16 protein-coding genes are annotated in these 17,745 nt (G+C 43.3%); 6 read left to right on the top strand and 10 right to left on the bottom strand.

Features of this window, described 5'->3' with window-relative positions:
* Window positions 1-35: 35 nt before the first annotated feature.
* A complete protein-coding gene (locus tag GO816_RS04615) occupies window positions 36-680 on the bottom strand; it encodes a porin family protein (protein WP_232336493.1) in 645 nt (214 codons plus the stop codon).
* Between the two features lie 158 nt (window positions 681-838).
* On the opposite strand from GO816_RS04615, the gene GO816_RS04610 reads away from it, so the two are divergent.
* From GO816_RS04610 to GO816_RS04595, 4 genes are all read left to right on the top strand, one after another.
* A complete protein-coding gene (locus tag GO816_RS04610; protein WP_157540194.1) occupies window positions 839-2,572 on the top strand; it encodes a glycoside hydrolase family 3 protein in 1,734 nt (577 codons plus the stop codon).
* Between the two features lie 308 nt (window positions 2,573-2,880).
* Window positions 2,881-5,376: a TonB-dependent receptor gene (locus tag GO816_RS04605; RefSeq protein ID WP_157540193.1), complete on the top strand. Its 2,496-nt coding sequence runs from the start codon at window positions 2,881-2,883 to the stop codon at window positions 5,374-5,376.
* Between the two features lie 48 nt (window positions 5,377-5,424).
* Complete coding sequence (gene pnuC, locus GO816_RS04600) at window positions 5,425-6,048, top strand: nicotinamide riboside transporter PnuC (protein WP_157540192.1); 624 nt, start codon at window positions 5,425-5,427, stop codon at window positions 6,046-6,048.
* Entirely contained in the window at window positions 6,045-7,154 is a 1,110-nt protein-coding gene (locus GO816_RS04595) for an acyl-CoA dehydrogenase family protein (protein WP_157540191.1), read from the top strand. Before pnuC ends, GO816_RS04595 begins: the two co-directional genes overlap by 4 nt.
* Before the next feature lie 24 nt (window positions 7,155-7,178).
* Here GO816_RS04595 and GO816_RS04590 read toward each other — a convergent pair whose 3' ends face one another.
* Window positions 7,179-7,631: an FKBP-type peptidyl-prolyl cis-trans isomerase gene (locus tag GO816_RS04590; RefSeq protein ID WP_157540190.1), complete on the bottom strand. Its 453-nt coding sequence runs from the start codon at window positions 7,629-7,631 to the stop codon at window positions 7,179-7,181.
* A gap of 198 nt (window positions 7,632-7,829) precedes the next feature.
* A complete protein-coding gene (aspS, locus tag GO816_RS04585; RefSeq protein WP_157540189.1) occupies window positions 7,830-9,575 on the bottom strand; it encodes an aspartate--tRNA ligase in 1,746 nt (581 codons plus the stop codon).
* Window positions 9,576-9,915: 340 nt separating this feature from the next.
* On the opposite strand from aspS, the gene GO816_RS04580 reads away from it, so the two are divergent.
* On the top strand, window positions 9,916-10,281 hold the full coding sequence (locus tag GO816_RS04580) for a ribosomal maturation YjgA family protein (RefSeq protein ID WP_157540188.1): 366 nt from the start codon (window positions 9,916-9,918) through the stop codon (window positions 10,279-10,281).
* On the opposite strand, the gene GO816_RS04575 is transcribed toward GO816_RS04580, so the two are convergent.
* The 7 genes from GO816_RS04575 to GO816_RS04545 form a co-directional block, all read right to left on the bottom strand.
* Window positions 10,282-10,671 carry a hypothetical protein gene (locus GO816_RS04575; protein WP_157540187.1) on the bottom strand — a complete coding sequence of 130 codons (390 nt, stop codon included), beginning with the start codon at window positions 10,669-10,671 and terminating at the stop codon, window positions 10,282-10,284.
* An 87-nt stretch (window positions 10,672-10,758) separates the two neighbouring features.
* On the bottom strand, window positions 10,759-12,240 hold the full coding sequence (gene rlmD / locus GO816_RS04570; protein WP_157540186.1) for a 23S rRNA (uracil(1939)-C(5))-methyltransferase RlmD: 1,482 nt from the start codon (window positions 12,238-12,240) through the stop codon (window positions 10,759-10,761).
* 108 nt (window positions 12,241-12,348) lie between these two features.
* Window positions 12,349-12,651: a winged helix-turn-helix domain-containing protein gene (locus GO816_RS04565; protein ID WP_317163588.1), complete on the bottom strand. Its 303-nt coding sequence runs from the start codon at window positions 12,649-12,651 to the stop codon at window positions 12,349-12,351.
* The gene (locus tag GO816_RS04560; RefSeq protein ID WP_157540185.1) at window positions 12,648-13,307 is read right to left on the bottom strand and encodes a hypothetical protein; all 660 of its coding nucleotides are present in this window, start codon (window positions 13,305-13,307) and stop codon (window positions 12,648-12,650) included. Before GO816_RS04560 ends, GO816_RS04565 begins: the two co-directional genes overlap by 4 nt.
* Window positions 13,308-13,510: 203 nt before the next feature.
* On the bottom strand, window positions 13,511-14,338 hold the full coding sequence (locus tag GO816_RS04555; protein ID WP_157540184.1) for a helix-turn-helix domain-containing protein: 828 nt from the start codon (window positions 14,336-14,338) through the stop codon (window positions 13,511-13,513).
* Between the two features lie 3 nt (window positions 14,339-14,341).
* Window positions 14,342-15,313, bottom strand: a complete 972-nt coding sequence (locus GO816_RS04550; protein ID WP_157540183.1) for an aldo/keto reductase — start codon at window positions 15,311-15,313, stop codon at window positions 14,342-14,344.
* A gap of 116 nt (window positions 15,314-15,429) precedes the next feature.
* Window positions 15,430-16,977, bottom strand: coding sequence for an NAD(P)/FAD-dependent oxidoreductase (locus GO816_RS04545; RefSeq protein ID WP_157540784.1), 1,548 nt, complete (start codon window positions 16,975-16,977; stop codon window positions 15,430-15,432).
* 200 nt (window positions 16,978-17,177) lie between these two features.
* Here GO816_RS04545 and GO816_RS04540 point away from each other — a divergent pair, with 200 nt between their 5' ends.
* Window positions 17,178-17,732, top strand: coding sequence for an RNA polymerase sigma factor (locus GO816_RS04540; protein ID WP_157540182.1), 555 nt, complete (start codon window positions 17,178-17,180; stop codon window positions 17,730-17,732).
* The last annotated feature ends 13 nt before the right edge of the window (window positions 17,733-17,745 follow it).

Here is a 17,745-nt window from a genome sequence, read left to right as displayed (position 1 = left end):
CAGACGACCCAATTGATGAATTAAAACAGGAACGGCTAAAACTTAAATCCTAAACCCACTTGCCAAACCTGGTTCCTATAGTCCGGCACACCCGATGTGCCGTTGGGGTTATTCTCTTGAAAATCTATGGTGTAGCGGCCTCTCAGCTCAACATTGCGGTTTAAATCTAACGCTACGCCTACTACGCCGCCAACAAACGTTTTATCGCCATTGTAAGTGTATTTGCTTTGTTGAATTACGTCAAACCCGTCATAATAGGTGTTGCGTGTATTCATTAAAAAGGAAACCTGCGGACCAACAACTACATTAAATGACGGTGCTAATCTCAGCTTTGCTAAAATGGGAACATCAATAAAATTGGCGCGCTGGGCAAAATCTCCATATATGGTATTAGCCCTGTAGCCCTTTTGCGAGTACAAAATTTCGGGTTGAAAAGATAGCGGATAAACAATGGGTATATCAATATACAAACCAAAACTTGCGCCTAACTTGGTATCGGTACTAAAGTCAGAGTTGCGTGAACTTATAGTATTGGCTATGTTTAAGCCACCGGTAAGACCAACACGGGGTTGGTAAAAATCGTCAGACGAACGCTGCTTTCTGTATCCCCGGCGCTGGGCATCGGCCGTGCCGGCTATGAGCAGTACAAAGGCAGCGGCAAAAAATATCTTTTTCATCATTGTGTTAGTTTTTATTCATGCAATGATTTATAGATGCTTAAAACGCGGCTTGGTTTATTGCCGGTTGTGAAAATATTTTTTGAGTTAGCTAAACATTGCTGCTTTTTAGCGTTAATGATGTGCAGGTTACTTATTTTTGACCTTTACAAACAGGCACGATGATACCCAAAGTACGATTGATTTTTACAAGCCTATCCCTGTTGCTAACCGGTAATGTTATAGCACAGCAGCAACAGCCCGATTATATATCCTCATTAAATGCGTCCAACCATTGGGTTGACTCTGTTTTTAAAAAGCTCAACCGCAAGCACAAGGTATCGCAGTTGTTTTTCATACGTGCTCACACTAATAAAGGAAAAGCTTATTCTGATTCGGTTGCAAGGGTGATTAAAAAGGAGCAACCCGGCGGAATCGTATTTTTTCAGGGCGGGCCTGTAAGGCAGGCAGCGCTGACTAATGAGTATCAAAAACTATCGCCCATACCATTGCTGGTAGCTATGGACGGCGAGTGGGGTTTGGGTATGCGTTTAGACTCTACTACCTCATACCCTTACCAAATGACACTTGGTGCCATACAGGACGAAAAGCTTATTAAGCAAATGGGACGCGAAATTGCATATGATTTCAAGCGCCTGGGGTTGCATATAAATTTTGCTCCTGTTGTTGATGTTAATAACAACCCTAATAACCCGGTAATAAACTATCGCTCTTTTGGTGATGACAAGTACAAGGTATCCATGCGGTCTATTGCTTACATGCAGGGGATGCAGGAGGCTGGTTTGTTAACATCAGCCAAGCATTTTCCGGGTCATGGCGATACTGAGGTTGATTCACACTATGATTTGCCCTTGCTCAATTTTAACAAACAGCGTTTAGACAGCCTTGAAGAGTATCCTTTTAAACAGGCTATTGAAGCAGGCATAAGTGGTGTAATGGTGGCGCATATGAGCATCCCGGCTTTAGATGCTACCAAGAATCTTCCATCATCATTATCAAAACCTATTGTTACCGGCCTGTTGCGTGACAGCCTCGGCTTTAAAGGATTGATATATTCTGATGCCATGGAGATGAAAGGCGTAGTAAAATATTTTCCTGATGGTGAGGCTGATTTAAGGGCATTTATGGCTGGTAATGATGTGATTGAGTTATCACAAAACTCGTGTAGAGCTATAAGGAAAATAAAACGGGCTGTAAGGCATGGCGATATCAAAGAGGAAGAACTTGATGCCAAGGTTAAAAAAGTTTTGGCAGCTAAATACTTTGCCGGGCTGGCCACTTACAAACCTGCCGATTTAAACAATATACCACAAGACCTAAACCGCGATGAGGCTAAAAATTTGGTTCAGCAACTGAGCGATGCTTCTGTAACGTTGCTGCAGGATAATGTGTTGCAATTGTATAGCCCTTACCAGCGTACAGCCCTCATTAGCATTGGGTCTGGATCTAAAACAGTTTATCAGCAGCAGTTGGCCCAAACGTATCTTAACAACGTACAGTTTAACCTCGAAAAAAATGCATCGGCGGCACAAGTAAATAAACTTTTAAGTGATGTTAGAGGGTTTACTCAAATAATAATTGGTGTGCATGATAACCGCCTGCGGCCGCAAAGTAAACTGGATTTTGGTACTGATGTAAAAAACGGAATTGTACAATTGGCAGCTTACCCAAACTCAGTATTAAGTGTTTTTGCTAACCCATATACTTTAGGTACGTTGCCGGGTATTGAAAAAGCAGGTGCCTTATTGGCGTGCTACCAAAAGGATGATGGCATGCAGCGCGCCGCTACAAAAGTTATAACCCGGCAAATAACTGCAGCCGGTAGGTTGCCGGTAACCGTTAATACATTTTTTATAAATGGAAGCGGAATAACAAACGCCCGTCCGGCTATGTAAATTGTTAATTTGCTAAAAAGTGAACGCAAAAATTGCATTGCTGATCACAAAGACTATATTTGCCTCATAATTTCTTAAGGGGTGCCTTGCTTTGAGCAATCAAACTGAAAGACAGGCTGAGATCATACCCAAACTCTCCGGATACTTTAGGGGTAGCGCAAAAGCGTTTTCCCGGCAAATAAACCGCGAAGAGTTGCACCTGATCCGGGTAATGCCGGCGTAGGGACGAGGTAAAATGTTAAGTGTACTGCACGTAATTTACACCCTTAACGGGCAGATGGTTTAACGCGTTTTGTGTTCACAAAAATTTGAAAAATTTATTTTCGGCATTTGTTGCCCTTCTGCTGCCTGTTATTGCTGCAGCCCAGTTTTCCGTATCCGGAAAAATTACCAATGAGCTTACCGGTAAGCCTTTAGCAGGTGCCACTGTTGTTTTACAGAGCTTACAAACTAAACCAAGTGCCGTTACTGGTGCTAATGGCAACTATGAATTTAAGGAGCTAAAAGCAGGTGATTATGTGCTTAAGGTTAGCTACGTTGGTTACATGGCTATAAATAAAACTTTTAGCTTGAGCGGTGATGCTAACATCAATATAGCGCTTGCACCGGCAGATTTTATTGCCGATGAAGTAACGGTAATAGCCACCCGGGCGTCAGCCAAATCGCCAACGGCATTTACCAACTTAAAAAAGGCCGATATACAAAAAAACAACCTAGGGCAGGATTTACCTTACTTGCTTAACCAAACCCCATCTGTGGTTACTACATCAGATGCCGGTGCTGGTGTTGGGTATACCGGTTTGCGTATTCGCGGATCAGACGGTACCCGTATCAACGTAACGGTAAATGGCATTCCGCTTAATGATGCCGAGAGCCAGGGAAGTTTCTTTGTTAACCTACCCGATTTTGCCTCATCAGTAAACAATATCCAAATACAGCGTGGTGTTGGCACTTCAACTAACGGTGCAAGCGCTTTCGGAGCCAGCCTTAATATACAAACTACAACCCGCCAGGATAGTGCTTATGCCGAAATTAATACTTCGGCCGGCTCATATGGTACGGTGAAAAATACGGTAATGGCCGGAACCGGTTTATTAAACAATCATTTTAGTGTAGACGCGCGCCTGTCACGCATAGCATCTGATGGATATATTGACCGTGCGGCATCAAACCTGAAATCATATTATTTAAGCGGTGCTTACTATGGCAAATCAACCACGGTACGGGCTAATGTATTTGCCGGCCGCGAACGTACTTACCAGGCGTGGAACGGTATACCCGACTATATAATTGGCGATCCGGCTTACGCTGCTTCAATAGGGGTGAAAGACGTACGCCGTTATAACGAACTGGGACAAATTTCGGGAGATGACTACAGTAAAGCGTTGTTTTATAAAGACCAGGTAGATAATTATCAGCAAAACCATTATCAATTACTGGTTGATCAGATATTAAGTTCTAAATTGTCATTTAGCGGAGCATTGCATTATACCAAAGGCGGTGGTTATTACGAAGAATATAAAAAAGATCAGGACCTTAAGGAAGGTTATGCTATAGAGCCCGTAATTGTGAACGGCACAGCAATTACCAACACCGATTTGGCCCGCCGCTTATGGTTAGACAATGATTTTTACGGACTGACCTACTCGTTAAACTACCGCCCCGAAACAAGCACAAACTTAATTTTAGGAGGCGCTTATAACGAATACAAAGGAAATCACTTTGGTAACGTGATTTACACCGCTCAAACAGCAGGTATAACACCCAATTTTGAGTACTACCGCAACGATGCCAAGAAAACCGATTTCAACATTTTTACACGCGGAGAATGGAACGTAGGTAAGTTTTTACTGTATGCTGATATGCAGTACCGCCGCATCAATTACTCGTTTTTAGGTTTCGACAGAAACAGGGACAACGTGCAGCAAAATGCCGTAATGAATTTTTACAACCCTAAGGCAGGTGTAACCTATAATATAAGCAGCAGCAGTAACGTATATGCATCATTTTCGGTAGGTAACCACGAGCCAAACCGTAACGACTTTACCAATTCAACTCCGCAAAGCCGCCCTAAATCTGAAAACTTAAAAGATTTTGAAGCTGGTTACCGTATTGCAGGTAAAACCTTTAGCGCCGGTGTAAACGGCTTTTATATGCTGTACAAAAATCAGCTGGTACTAACTGGTGCACTTAATGATGTTGGCGCTAACATACGCACCAATGTTGATGACAGCTACCGCGCAGGTGTTGAGTTAGACGGCCGGGTTAACATAACACAACAACTATCGTGGGCGGCAAATGCTACATTAAGCACAAACAAGGTTAAAGATTATAAACAAGTGTTGGAGGCAGGTAAAGGTGTGTTTGTAGAGCAACAGTATGATAAAACCGATTTGCCGTTTTCGCCATCGTTTATTGGTGGCAGCGAAATAAGTTTCCGCCCGGTTAAAGGAGCCGAAATTGCTTTGCTGAGCAAAGTGGTAAGCCGTCAGTATTTTGATAACACATCAAACCAAAACCCGGTGGGTTACACCATTGATCCGGAGTTGGCAGGCAACCGCTTTGCTGCAAACCGTTATTTGAATGGCTATTTTGTTAATGATGTAAGGCTTAGCTACAACTTTGCTGTTAAGGGTGTGAAAAATATTGGCGTTACGCTCCTTGTAAACAACATATTTAGCACAAAATATGAATCAAACGCGGCTACCTATGCAGGGGTAAGCGGTAATTACGTTTATAATTATAATTACTTCTTCCCGCAGGCACCACGTAACTTTTTAGCATCCCTAAGCTTAAGATTTTAATTTATAATAAGATTCTCCTTTATACAGGGGGATTGAAGAATAGCGACTATGCAGCACTGGATACAACTATTTATTGAGCAAATGCGGCAAACCACATTTTGGGAGTGGCTTGCTGTGCTGCTTGGAGTAACCGAGGTGCTGCTTGCGCGAAAAAACAAGGTGTGGCTTTACCCGGCTGGTATAGGCGGTTCGGCAATTAGCATAGTTTTGTTGCTTAAGGTTGGCTTGTATGCCGAATCGGCCTTGAGTATGTACTATGTAATAATGAGTATTTACGGCTGGTATATCTGGGTACAGCGCGGTAATGGGGCGCCTATGCAAGTAGCCTGGGCCACACGTAATGAGTGGCTTGTAACCATACTTATTGCAGTAGGAGGGTGGGGCGTAATTTATCTTTTGTTACATCACTTCACTACCTCAACAGTACCTGTATGGGATGCCTTTGTATCATCAACTGCATGGGCAGGCACCTTCTTGCTGGCCCGCAGGCGTATTGAAAACTGGTTAGTGCTAAATCTGTCAAACTTGTTTGCCATACCACTTCTGTTTCATAAAAACCTTGCTTTGTTTGCTGCTTTAACCATCTTCCTGTTTATTGTGGCTATTTTTGGCTTTTTTGATTGGCAGCGCATGTACAAACAAAGGCAAATTTTAAAAGGCTCATCTTTATGAAAAATGAACAACATCCATCGGCGTTATTACAGCCCGAATGGGTAACAATAATAAGAGCTGAGGCCTTCGCTGCCGAAGATGCCGGTATGCTTCAGCCTAAGCAATTGGAGCTGATTTATGAGCAACAATGGTTAAAAATGCTGGTGCCCAAAGCATACGGCGGCCTGGAACTTGATTTGCCCGCACAAATACGCATGGAAGAGGCTTTAAGCTGGGCCGATGGAAGCTTTGGATGGGTAGTTACCTTATGTGCAGGTGCATGCTGGTTTGGTGGATTTATAGATGCCATTGCCGCCAAAGAAATTTTCACCCATGCAAAGGTTTGTTTAGCCGGCAGTGGCGCATCAACCGGTACTGCACAACGCACCAACGATGGTTACATCCTTAACGGCCATTGGAAATATGCAAGCGGCGTAAAGCATGCCACACACTTTACAGCAAACTGTATAATTCAGGAAAGCGAGAAGGACGTGCTACTTGCCGATGGCTCACCATTAGTACTGTCGTTTGTAATTGACGCCAATGCGGCTGAATTAGTACCCGCCTGGAAATATATTGGAATGATGGGTACGGGCAGCCATGCCTTTACGCTTAATAACGTTTGGGTGCCTGCTAACCGAAGTTTTGAAATTACGCCAAATACTACGGTAGTTAATACTCCCTTATACCGCTATCCGTTTTTTCAATTGGCCGAGGCTACACTTGCAGCAAATTTAGCAGGTATGGCACTGCATTTTGTTGAGTTATGTGATGTGGTATTTGCAAATAAGCTTACTGAATCAAAGCGCATGAGCGAAGGTAATAAGGTGACCTTAATGAACGACCTGCAGAAGGTTAAAGATAATTTACAAAGCCTCAGAAATGAGTTTTACGATGCGGTTGATACATCATGGTATGCAGGTTTAAGTGAGGATAAAATACCCAACGAAATATTGCAGCGCGTAAGCCGCACAAGCCGTTTGCTTGCTCATGCTGCCCGCGAAGGTGTTGATCATCTTTACCCTTATTGCGGCCTGCAGGCAGCCTCGCCTGATACGGAAATAAACCAGGTTTGGCGCGATTTACATACTGCCAGCCAGCATGCCTTACTTTCGTTTTTAGAATAGTGTTTTGTAACGCCTTGGCGCAGCTTACAAAATGTCTATAATATGAACAAGCACTTTGTTTGCTGGTATAGTGCCTTTGCCCTGCGGACCATAAGCCAAAGCCGACGGTATTAAAAGCATAATTTGTCCACCTTTATTTATTTTAGTAAGTCCAATTTGCCAGCCCTTTATTTCAGCGTTGCCAACTACTGTATTTACGCTGCCCTGGTAGTAGGTGGTGTTGTCAACAAACTTACCGGTGTAATTAAAGTTAACTGTTGAAGAAGTGTTGAAAAACGCTCCGGTCCCGGTTTTAAGTATTACATAATACAAGCCCGAAGCATCACGCCTTCCATCGAGCGCGTTTGTAGTTAAGTATGATTGTATAACCTTCTCATCAAGCTCCGCCTGCTGGGCAGCGTACTCATCACTTGAATCTTTGCCACAGGCACTCAACAGCAGCGTTATGAAGCTGCAATACAGCATCAATGTTTTCATACTCACTTGAAGTTAATTGGTTTATAATAAAATGTTGTTTAAAAATACAAATGAGTATATATCTGTCAAAATAATTCAGGACAGTACGGCTAATAAGAGCGCCACGCTGTTAATTTATCCTTGAAACGCCGTGTGTATAAATAAAAAAAGCCGTCTTTATAGCAAGACGGCTTTTGTATATCAATAAAATAAAAATTATTAAACAGTGGTTTTGATGTTTAGCTCTGCCATTTGCGCATCGGCAATCACACTTGGCGAATCAATCATAACATCGCGGCCCGAGTTGTTTTTAGGGAAGGCGATTACATCGCGGATAGAATCCAATCCCGCAAATATTGAGCACAACCTGTCGAAACCTAAGGCAATACCACCGTGCGGCGGCGCGCCAAATTCAAAGGCATCCAGCAAGAAACCGAATTGTTTTTGAGCTTCCTCAGGCGAAAAGCCCAGATGTTTGAACATCAGCGATTGTACCTCGCGGTCGTGTATACGGATAGATCCGCCGCCAACTTCAATACCGTTTATGACCATGTCATAAGCGTTAGCGCGTACAGTACCCGGCTCGGTATCCAAAAGGGCAATATCTTCGGGCTTTGGTGAGGTGAACGGGTGGTGCATTGCATGGTAACGGCCGCTTTCTTCATCAAACTCCAGCAATGGGAAATCAACTACCCATAACGGTGCAAATTTGTCTTTACTGCGCAGTCCTAAACGGGTGCCCATCTCCAAACGCAGCTCATTCATTTGCTTGCGCACCTTGTCTGTACCACCGGCCAGTATAAGTACTAAGTCGCCCGGCTGAGTTTCAAATGCCGCACTCCATTTTTGCAGCTCTTCCTCATTATAAAACTTATCAACTGATGATTTTAAAGAGCCATCATCGTTATGACGCATGTAAATTAAGCCGGTAGCGCCAATTTGCGGGCGCTTTAACCATTCGGTTAACTCGTCAATTTGCTTGCGGGTGTAACCGGCAGCACCTTTAGCGTTAATACCAACTACCAGTTCGGCATTGTCAAATACGCCAAAGTTTTTACCTTTTACTATATCATTAAGCTCAACAAATGCCATCCCAAAACGTACGTCGGGTTTGTCTGACCCATACAAACGCATGGCATCGGCATATTGCATACGAGGGAAGTCGCCCAGCTCAATACCTTTAACGGTGTTGAACAAGTGGCGGGCCATACCCTCAAATATATTCAGGATATCTTCCTGCTCAATAAAAGAAAGCTCACAGTCAATTTGTGTAAACTCTGGCTGACGGTCGGCACGTAAATCCTCATCACGGAAACACTTAACAATTTGGAAGTAACGGTCAAAGCCGCTCACCATCAGCAATTGCTTAAATGTTTGCGGCGATTGCGGCAAAGCGTAAAACTCACCTGGGTTCATGCGGCTTGGCACCACAAAGTCGCGTGCGCCTTCAGGGGTAGATTTAATTAGTACCGGAGTTTCAACCTCAATAAAGTTTTGGGCATCAAGGTAGCGGCGAATTTCCTGCGCAATTTTATGGCGCATAATAAGGTTATTACGCAGCGGGTTGCGGCGTAAATCAAGGTAGCGGTACTTGGCACGCAGCTCCTCGCCACCGTCGGTTTCGTCTTCAATTAAAAAAGGAGGAATTTTAGCCTCGTTCAACACTTCTAAAGCTTCAACAGCAATTTCAATATCACCGGTTGGAATTTTGGGGTTTTTGTTGGTGCGCTCCAATACTTTACCCGTAACCTTTATTACAAACTCGCGGCCTAAGCTCTTACCGGCTTCGCGCAGGTTGGCATCGCTATCAACATTCAATACCAATTGTGTTAAACCATAGCGGTCGCGCACGTCAATAAACGTGGTTCCGCCTAAATCGCGCGATTTTTGTACCCAACCGCAAAGTTTTACGGTTTGGCCTAAATTACTGATGTTTAATTCACCACAAGTATGTGTTCTGAGCATAATACCAAATGTTTGAAGTTCGCAAAAGTAATTTTTTGATTTTGGATTTGGTACATTTTATTGCCTTGTATAAAATTTATGAAAGAAATGGTGTAGGTGTTACCTGGCGTGTAGCGATTGATAATTAGCTGTAATAATATTTGCAATGGAGCACAGTACGTTATTTTGTGATTGGGCATTACCTTTGGCCCGGGCTATTCACTGCAAGTCCTCACTTCGCTATGCTACGTTCCGGGCTTTCCGTTGCTATCCCTAACGCAAACTGCATAAAACGACACAGTTTGATTTTTGAGGGACTTAATATTTAGTATTTTTAACACGTAACCGAACGTACTTTTAAATGCATTCAATTATCAAAACGCGCTTAAAATATGCTGCCGCCATTGTAGCAGTGATTGTTGTGGGTTTGCTATCAAGGCGTGTTGCATTTATACCGCAGTATGTGGGCGATGCGTTGTGGGCTTTAATGATTTACCTTATTGCAAGGTTCATATTTATAAAGGGGCATACAAAGCAAATAGCCATTTACAGCCTGGTATTTTGCTTTGCCATTGAGTTTAGCCAGTTATACCAGGCACCGTGGATAAGCCAAATACGCCAAACGCTGCCCGGCCGGTTAATATTAGGCCAGGGGTTTTTATGGACCGATTTGCTGGCTTATTGTGCAGGAATAAGTTTAGGATTGGTTATTGATAAAAAGAAGTAATTACTCCTTACCGTACGGAAAGAATATAAAGTTAGCACCTTCGGGTACAATGGCAAACACACACATAAACTCATGTGCGTTTTTGTAATTATCAATAAAGCGCTGTTTCAACTCCTTTTTAATAACACCTTTTTCAACAAATTCTTCAAGTGTTGAGGCGTTGATGTTCCACTCTGTGTTAAGCTCATCCTTATTCAAAATAAGTTCGCCTAATGACACTTCGTGCTGGTGGGCAATAAAGATAGGATAGGCTGAAAGCCCTTCAACCATAATTTCCACTGCTATCTCGCGTATAGATTCGCTGTATAAACGCAGGTCAGTTTCCAGGCTTTTCAGCGGACTCTCGTTTTTACGGTTATTATTTTCGTTTAAAAGTTCTTCCGGGTTCATTGATGTTGGGTTTTAACAAGTAAACAATTTTCCATTAGCTGAGCACTGCTGTTTAAAGCAATAAGCGGCCCAAATTGCAGCCTTTTGTTATTCGCTTTGCAGCTCTGCAGCTTCTATTGTTACGGCTCGTTCAGCAGCTTCAGCATTTCTTTGCTCTTCGCTTTTTAGCTCAAGCAGCACAACGTTTTCTACGTGTTGCGTATGCGGAAACATATCTACCGGCTGTATTTGTGCTATGTTGTATTTCTCTTTCAATACAATTAAATCACGCGCTTGTGTAGCTGCGTTACAACTCACATAAACTATACGCGGCGATTCAATTTCCATCAGGCGCTCCACCACATCGGCATGCATACCAGCGCGTGGTGGATCGGTGATGATAACATCGGGTTTGCCGTGCTGGGATACAAATTCGGCATTCAGCACATCTTTCATATCACCTGCATAAAATTTGGTGTTATGGATGTTATTTATTGCTGAATTAACCTTGGCATCTTCAATGGCCGATGGCACATATTCAACCCCAATAACTTCGCGTACGTGCCCTGCTACAAAGTTAGCAATAGTGCCGGCACCTGTGTATAGGTCATAAACCAGTTCGTTGCCTTTAAAACCGGCAAAATCGCGGGCTATTTCATACAAGCGCTTAGCTTGTATGGCATTGGTTTGGTAAAATGACTTAGGGCCAATACGGAACTGAATATCATCCATTTTTTCATGGATGTATTCGGGGCCTTTCCAAGCCACTACATCCTGATCAAAAATGGTGTCATTTTTCTTTTGGTTTAAGATGTACAGTAACGATGTTATTTCAGGGAACTCCTGCTCTACGTAACTCATGAGTCCGTTAACTTCATCCTGGGTAGCGTAGGCAAAAACTACTATCACCATTAACTCGCCGGTTACTGCCGTACGAATAATCAGGTTACGCAGGGCACCGGTGTGTTCGCGTACATCATAAAACGTCAAACCGTGTAGTTTGGCGTGATCACGTATTTTTAAACGTATATCGTTTGATGGATCGGCCTGAAGGTAGCAGTGGTTTATATCTAAAATTTTGTCAAAACGGCCGGGAATGTGAAAACCTAGGGCGTTCATGTCAACAGCCTCATCGGTGCGGTTTTCACCATCATTTAACCAGCGTTTATTACTAAAGGTATACTCCAGTTTGTTACGGTAGTAACGGTCGGCCGGCGAGCCTACAATATATTGAGCATGGCTTACATCAACCTTAGCCAAACGGGTAAGTGCATCAGTAACTGCTTTTTGCTTAAACTGCAGTTGGGCATCATACGTCATGTGCTGCCATTTGCAGCCACCGCAGGTGCCAAAATGCTCGCAAAAAGGCTCGGTGCGGTGCGTTGAGGCCTGTTTAAGAGCAGTAATTTTGGCTTCACCAAAATTTTTCTTTTTGCGGTAAACTTCTACGTCTACCACATCGCCCGGAACGGCCTTCTCAATAAACAATACGAAATCCTCGGTTTTACCTACACCTTTGCCCTCTTCGGCAATATCAATTACCGCAACGTTTTCGAACTTTAAGTTGGGAGCCCTGTTACCTTTTCTCATCAGGCTGCAAAGGTAGGTATAAACAGCAAAACATTAAAGCTGCACGTTATTATACAATATAGCATGCCGCTTACATGATCTGCGTAATGTGTTGAAGAAATTTTGTGTTTAGCTTTTTTGCTGCTTTATAAGTTGTTCAAGGGCATTAAGATGATCCTGAAATGCTTTCTTTCCTGTTGCTGATGCCTGGTAAGTAGTATTGGGCTTACGGCCCACAAAGCTTTTATGTATGGTAATGTATTCTTCTTTTTCGAGTGCTTTTAGGTTTGATGCCAGGTTACCGTCAGTAATCTCCAGCAAATCTTTTAGTGAGGTAAAGTCATAGCTTTCGTTTACCATGAGCACACTCATAATTTGTAACCTTACACGGTTCTCAAAAGCTTTATCTAATTTACTGAAATCTACTTTCACCTATCGTATTTAAAATGCATTACGGCGCCATAAATAATATGCAAAACACCAAATCCAAGCGCCCAAAAAAGCAAGCCGTACCCCGGCATCACAGCCGCAAATAGGGCTAAAATTATTTCAGATATGCCCAAATACTTTACATCATTAAACGTAAAAGCACTCGCACCAACCAGGGCCAAACCGTAAAAGGCCAAACATGCCGGTGAAACAATGCCGAAGTACCCTTTTAACAGCATCACAACAATGAATGCTCCGCCTGTTAATAGCGGAACCGTCATTTGAAATAACAGTGCCTTGCTTGTTTTTCCCCAAAGCTGCTGCCCTTTCTTTTTGGCGTTGCGGCGGGTAAGTGCCAGGCCTGTTGTTAGTGATGCCACTAAAACCGCCAAAGCTATAAAAATCAATTGAGTGATTATAGGTGTAAAAAGAAGATCGGGGATACTGTCCTGGTCAAAAACGCCATTGGTAAGATACTCGCGCTGACCGCCAAAGTCACCATGCGGATAAAGTATGCTGTAGGCAAGCCAGGCACCTATAAGTGCGTATACGCCGGCTAGCACACCTGATAGGCCGCTTAAGGAAATAAACTTCGACGAGCGCTCCATCATACTGCGGATGGATGCTAGGTCGTCGTGCAGTTTTTGTTCTTCTGACATTGACTAAAGTACTTTTTATTTCAAAGTAAGGTATTTGATGCTACTACTGCAAATATTTGTTCATATAAATACTAGTGCTGCTATTTGTTATAAGCCGTGGTTGTGCTTATCTACTTTTTGGTGTTCACCTCTCAGGACGCTATTAAGTGAATTGAGAATCTTCAACCAGTCAAACCAATATCTCGGAATATACTAAGTTTAATTTATTGCAATACGGAAGTATTACCGGTATAATTGGGCGAGTAGCCGAATTTCTTTTTGAATGAAAAAGAAAAATGAGACAGGCTTTTAAAGCCCAGATCAAGATAAATAGCTGTAGGTTTTTTTCGCTTGCTTTCAATAAGGTATTTCGCAGTGTCCAGCCTTTTTTCTTGTAACCAGTGGCGCGGTGGCGTGCCAAAGGTTTTTTGAAAATCGCGTTTGAAGCCGGCTAAACTACGCCCGGTAAGTTGAGCAAACCTTTCAACCGGCACGTTAAAATGAAAGTTACTGAGCATAAACTTTTCAAGATCAATTTTATGTGGTTCAGAAAAGTCGAACAAAAAGCTGCGCAGGGAGGGTAGGGCCAACAGCAATAATTTAACTACCTCCTTTACCTTTAAAATACCAAGCTCATCGGTCATTGCTGCCCCGGCGTTACGTGCATAGGGTACAATAGACTGAAAATATCCCTGCAAAAAATCATTTGAAGGAATTATAAAGTTTTGCTGACCATTATACTTGTGGCGCTCGTCAAATTTCTCCTCTAATGCAATGGTGCGCAGCAGGTTCTCTTGCAGGGAAATTACTATTGTTTCATAATGAGCGCCGGGTAAAGGCATTTTAGTAAGTGCGCCTACCTGGTTTTTGCCAATCAAAAGCATTTGACCCCCGGTAATAGACATTGTTTGCGCTGAAGTTTCAAGCGTAAATTGTCCTGATACCTGAAGTATAAGTGTATGGTGGTTCCAAAAACAAACTTTCTCTCTGCGCTCGGCAGAGAGATAAGAGTAAAATATAACGCCCGGAAGAATTTCTTGTGGACTGGTCATTTTTTAGCGTTGCAGGTAAGTGCCGCCCAATATAGCGCCTTGTGCAAAGGTATCGTTTAGCGTATTCATTTCATCGGCTGTGAAAGTAATATTCATGGCCTCCATGTTTTCGGGCAGGCGAATACGTTTGCTCATGCTAACCAACGGCATAATGTTATCACCCTGTTGGTTTACCCAGGCAATAGCAAGCTGTGTAGGGCTGCAGTTTTTAGCTTGAGCAATTTGCTTCAAAACATCAACCTTTTGTAGGTTATGCACCAGGTTATTGCCTCCAAAACGCGAGAAGTGTGCGCGGTAATCGCCATCTGGCAGTGGTGCCTGCACATCGCCGGTTAATAAACCTTCGGCCGTATTTGCAAAAGCAACCACGGCAATACCTAACTCTTTTGCCGCCGGTAACAAATCGCTTTCAATTTGCCTGTCGGCCAGTGAATAGCCAATCTCCAGAGCACTAATAGGGTGCACGCTGTGGGCTTTACGAAGTTGACCGGCCGTAATTTCTGAAACGCCTATGTGACGTACTTTGCCTTCTTTAACTAAATCGGCAACGGTTCCTATGATGTCCTCAACAGGAACACTATCGTCCATACGGCTTGGCTGGTACAAGTCAATGGTTTCAATACCTAAGCGCGTTAACGAATAGTTGATGAAGTTTTTGATAGCTATGGGGCGCAAATCAAGCCCCAGCCATTGGCCGTTATGAAATATGGCTCCAAATTTTACGCTGATGAACGCATCATCACGACGGCCTTTGATTGCTTTTCCAATCAATATTTCATTGTGGCCGGCACCATAAAAATCGCCTGTGTTTAAAAAGTTTATACCAAGGTCTAAAGCTTCATTAATGGTGGCTATGCTTTCCGCCTCGTTAGGAGTGGGGCCGCCCCATATTGATGACATGCGCATGCAGCCCAAGCCAAGTTTTGAAACCAAAGGGCCGTTGTTGCCTAGTTTAATATTTGCAATGTTTTTCATAACACAAATATCAATGCAAGCTAATTAATCAGGTTTCGTGTACGGCTCAAAAAACATGCTCGTACGGCTCACTCAATACAGTGATGATAAAAGTGTTAATACCGTTCGTTAAGTGTTTAAGCTATAAGTTTAGCTGCCTCCTGTGCGCAATTCATACCATCTATAGCTGCCGAAATAATACCGCCTGCATAGCCGGCACCTTCGCCGCAAGGGTATAAGCCTTGTACTTGCGGGTGTTGCAGCGTATCACGGTCGCGCGGTATTTTTACTGGTGATGATGTGCGCGATTCAACGCCAACAAGCAATGCATCGTTAGTGTAATAGCCTTTCATTTTTCGGCCAAAAGCAGGAAGGGCCTTTTGGAGTCGCTGGTGTATCCACGCAGGCAACACCTCTTTTAAATCGGTACTTTTAACACCCGGAAGATAAGAGTTCTTTGGTATGTCGGTAGAAACCCGCCCTTCAACAAAATCAATCATTCGCTGCCCCGGAGCAACAAGATTACCGCCGCCGGCGGTAAAAGCAACCTGCTCAATACTTTGTTGAAAGCGTAAAAGCTTAAACGGATCGTTATCATTTCCGGCAACATCTTCCAGGTTTATTTGCACCACCGTGCCCGAGTTTGCAAATGGGTTGTTACGTTTGCTTGGACTCCAGCCGTTAACCACAATTTCGTTAGGTTCGGTTGCACATGGTGCAATGATGCCGCCGGGGCACATACAAAATGAAAACACACCACGTCCATCCACCTGCTCAACCAGGCTGTAGTAGGAAGGGGGGAGATATGGCCCGCGGGTATCGCAGTGGTATTGCGCCTTATCAATAATTTCCTGCGGATGTTCAATGCGTACACCTAAAGCAAACGGTTTAGCCTCAACCAGTATATTTTGCCGGTGCAACATTTCAAACACATCACGCGCCGAATGGCCGGTTGCTAAAATCACGACATCGGCATTAAATACCTCACCTGTGGCTGTTTTAACACCTGTAATTTTTCCAAAGCCGGTTAGTATTTCAGTTACCCTGGTATCAAATATAAACTCGCCGCCTGCATTAAGTATGGTTTCGCGCATGGCAGTAATAATTTGAGGAAGTTTATTTGTGCCAATATGCGGCCGGGCATCAATCAATATATCTTGATCGGCGCCATGTTCAACAAACATCTTTAGCACCTGGTTAACGTCACCTCGCTTAGTTGAACGGGTGTATAGCTTACCATCAGAATAAGTGCCTGCTCCGCCCTCGCCAAAGCAGTAGTTAGACTCAGGGTTAACCAAGCCCTGTTTGTTAATGTTCGCTAAATCGCGGCGGCGTTGTTTTACATCTTTGCCACGCTCCAAAATAATAGGTTTGCAGCCATCTAAGATACATTGCAAGGCAGCAAAAATGCCGGCAGGTCCGGCGCCTACAATTATAACCGGCTTTTTATTGGTTACCGATGGATATTGAATGTTGAATACATCAGGGATAGCGGGTTCATTAACAAATACCTGTACATGCATACGGTAAACCACATTGCGGCCACGGGCGTCAATTGAACGTTTGCGTATTTTTAAATCGGTTATATGCTTTACCGGTACGTTAAGCTTTGTAGCTGCTAGTCGCTTTATGGCTTCGGCATCTTCATGCTCATGGGGCTTACATACAATCTCAATTTCTTTCATATTCATTAAGCCGGGTTTTTATCCCGGATGCTGCAAAGTTACATATTGTGCGTTAAGTGTTAAAGTGTTCGGCCGTATACAAAAAGCGTTCGCTAACGAACGCTTTTTGTATAGTAATAAAAAATAACTACTTGATATTCAGTTTACTATATATTTGGTGTTAAAGTTGGCATAGGTGTATCAAATAAAACGATAAAGCCATGATAACCGAGCAAAGCTTAAACCGTATATGGGAAGGATGCCTGAACAACGAGCGCAAACAGCAGGAATTGCTATACAAACTGTTAGCTCCGCGAATGCTGGCCGCCTGTATGCGTTACGCATCAGACCGTGATGAGGCACAGGATATTATGCAGGAAGGTTTTATAAAGGTTTTTAGCAGTATGGGTAAATTCAGGGGTGAAGGTAGCCTTGAAGGCTGGATACGCCGTATTATGGTGCATTGCGCTATATCACGGTACCGTAAGCAAAGGCCGGTATTATTGGCTGATGAATTACCTGAAGGGGTAACCTTAAGCTATAACGAAAGCGGGCTGGAGGCAAAGGAGCTGCTTAAAATGATAGAGCAGTTGCCCGATAATTACCGTAATGTGTTTAACCTTTATGCTATTGAAGGCTATTCGCACCAGGAGATAGGTGCCGCTTTGGGCATAAGTGAGTTACTATCACGCACAACGTTACATAGGGCACGTGGTGTTTTAAAAGACAGACTAAGCCGTCTTAACGGTAGAGAGATGCATAAACTTGCTTGTTGAAATGGTTTCGTTA

The sequence above is a fragment of the Mucilaginibacter aquatilis genome (assembly GCF_009755275.1).
Classification (GTDB): domain Bacteria; phylum Bacteroidota; class Bacteroidia; order Sphingobacteriales; family Sphingobacteriaceae; genus Mucilaginibacter; species Mucilaginibacter aquatilis.
This window is presented reverse-complemented; position numbering and strand designations above follow the sequence as displayed.

What these genes read in the sequence shown, in the direction of transcription:
- rlmD (WP_157540186.1), bottom strand. Translation starts at nt 12,240, where the DNA reads ATGAGAAAAGGTAACAGGGCTCCCAACTTAAAGTTCGAAAACGTTGCG.
- GO816_RS04540 (WP_157540182.1), top strand. Translation starts at nt 17,178, where the DNA reads ATGATAACCGAGCAAAGCTTAAACCGTATATGGGAAGGATGCCTGAAC.
- GO816_RS04580 (WP_157540188.1), top strand. Translation starts at nt 9,916, where the DNA reads ATGCATTCAATTATCAAAACGCGCTTAAAATATGCTGCCGCCATTGTA.
- aspS (WP_157540189.1), bottom strand. Translation starts at nt 9,575, where the DNA reads ATGCTCAGAACACATACTTGTGGTGAATTAAACATCAGTAATTTAGGC.
- pnuC (WP_157540192.1), top strand. Translation starts at nt 5,425, where the DNA reads ATGCAGCACTGGATACAACTATTTATTGAGCAAATGCGGCAAACCACA.
- GO816_RS04550 (WP_157540183.1), bottom strand. Translation starts at nt 15,313, where the DNA reads ATGAAAAACATTGCAAATATTAAACTAGGCAACAACGGCCCTTTGGTT.
- GO816_RS04615 (WP_232336493.1), bottom strand. Translation starts at nt 680, where the DNA reads ATGATGAAAAAGATATTTTTTGCCGCTGCCTTTGTACTGCTCATAGCC.
- GO816_RS04560 (WP_157540185.1), bottom strand. Translation starts at nt 13,307, where the DNA reads ATGTCAGAAGAACAAAAACTGCACGACGACCTAGCATCCATCCGCAGT.
- GO816_RS04575 (WP_157540187.1), bottom strand. Translation starts at nt 10,671, where the DNA reads ATGAACCCGGAAGAACTTTTAAACGAAAATAATAACCGTAAAAACGAG.
- GO816_RS04590 (WP_157540190.1), bottom strand. Translation starts at nt 7,631, where the DNA reads ATGAAAACATTGATGCTGTATTGCAGCTTCATAACGCTGCTGTTGAGT.
- GO816_RS04595 (WP_157540191.1), top strand. Translation starts at nt 6,045, where the DNA reads ATGAAAAATGAACAACATCCATCGGCGTTATTACAGCCCGAATGGGTA.
- GO816_RS04610 (WP_157540194.1), top strand. Translation starts at nt 839, where the DNA reads ATGATACCCAAAGTACGATTGATTTTTACAAGCCTATCCCTGTTGCTA.
- GO816_RS04545 (WP_157540784.1), bottom strand. Translation starts at nt 16,977, where the DNA reads ATGAAAGAAATTGAGATTGTATGTAAGCCCCATGAGCATGAAGATGCC.
- GO816_RS04555 (WP_157540184.1), bottom strand. Translation starts at nt 14,338, where the DNA reads ATGACCAGTCCACAAGAAATTCTTCCGGGCGTTATATTTTACTCTTAT.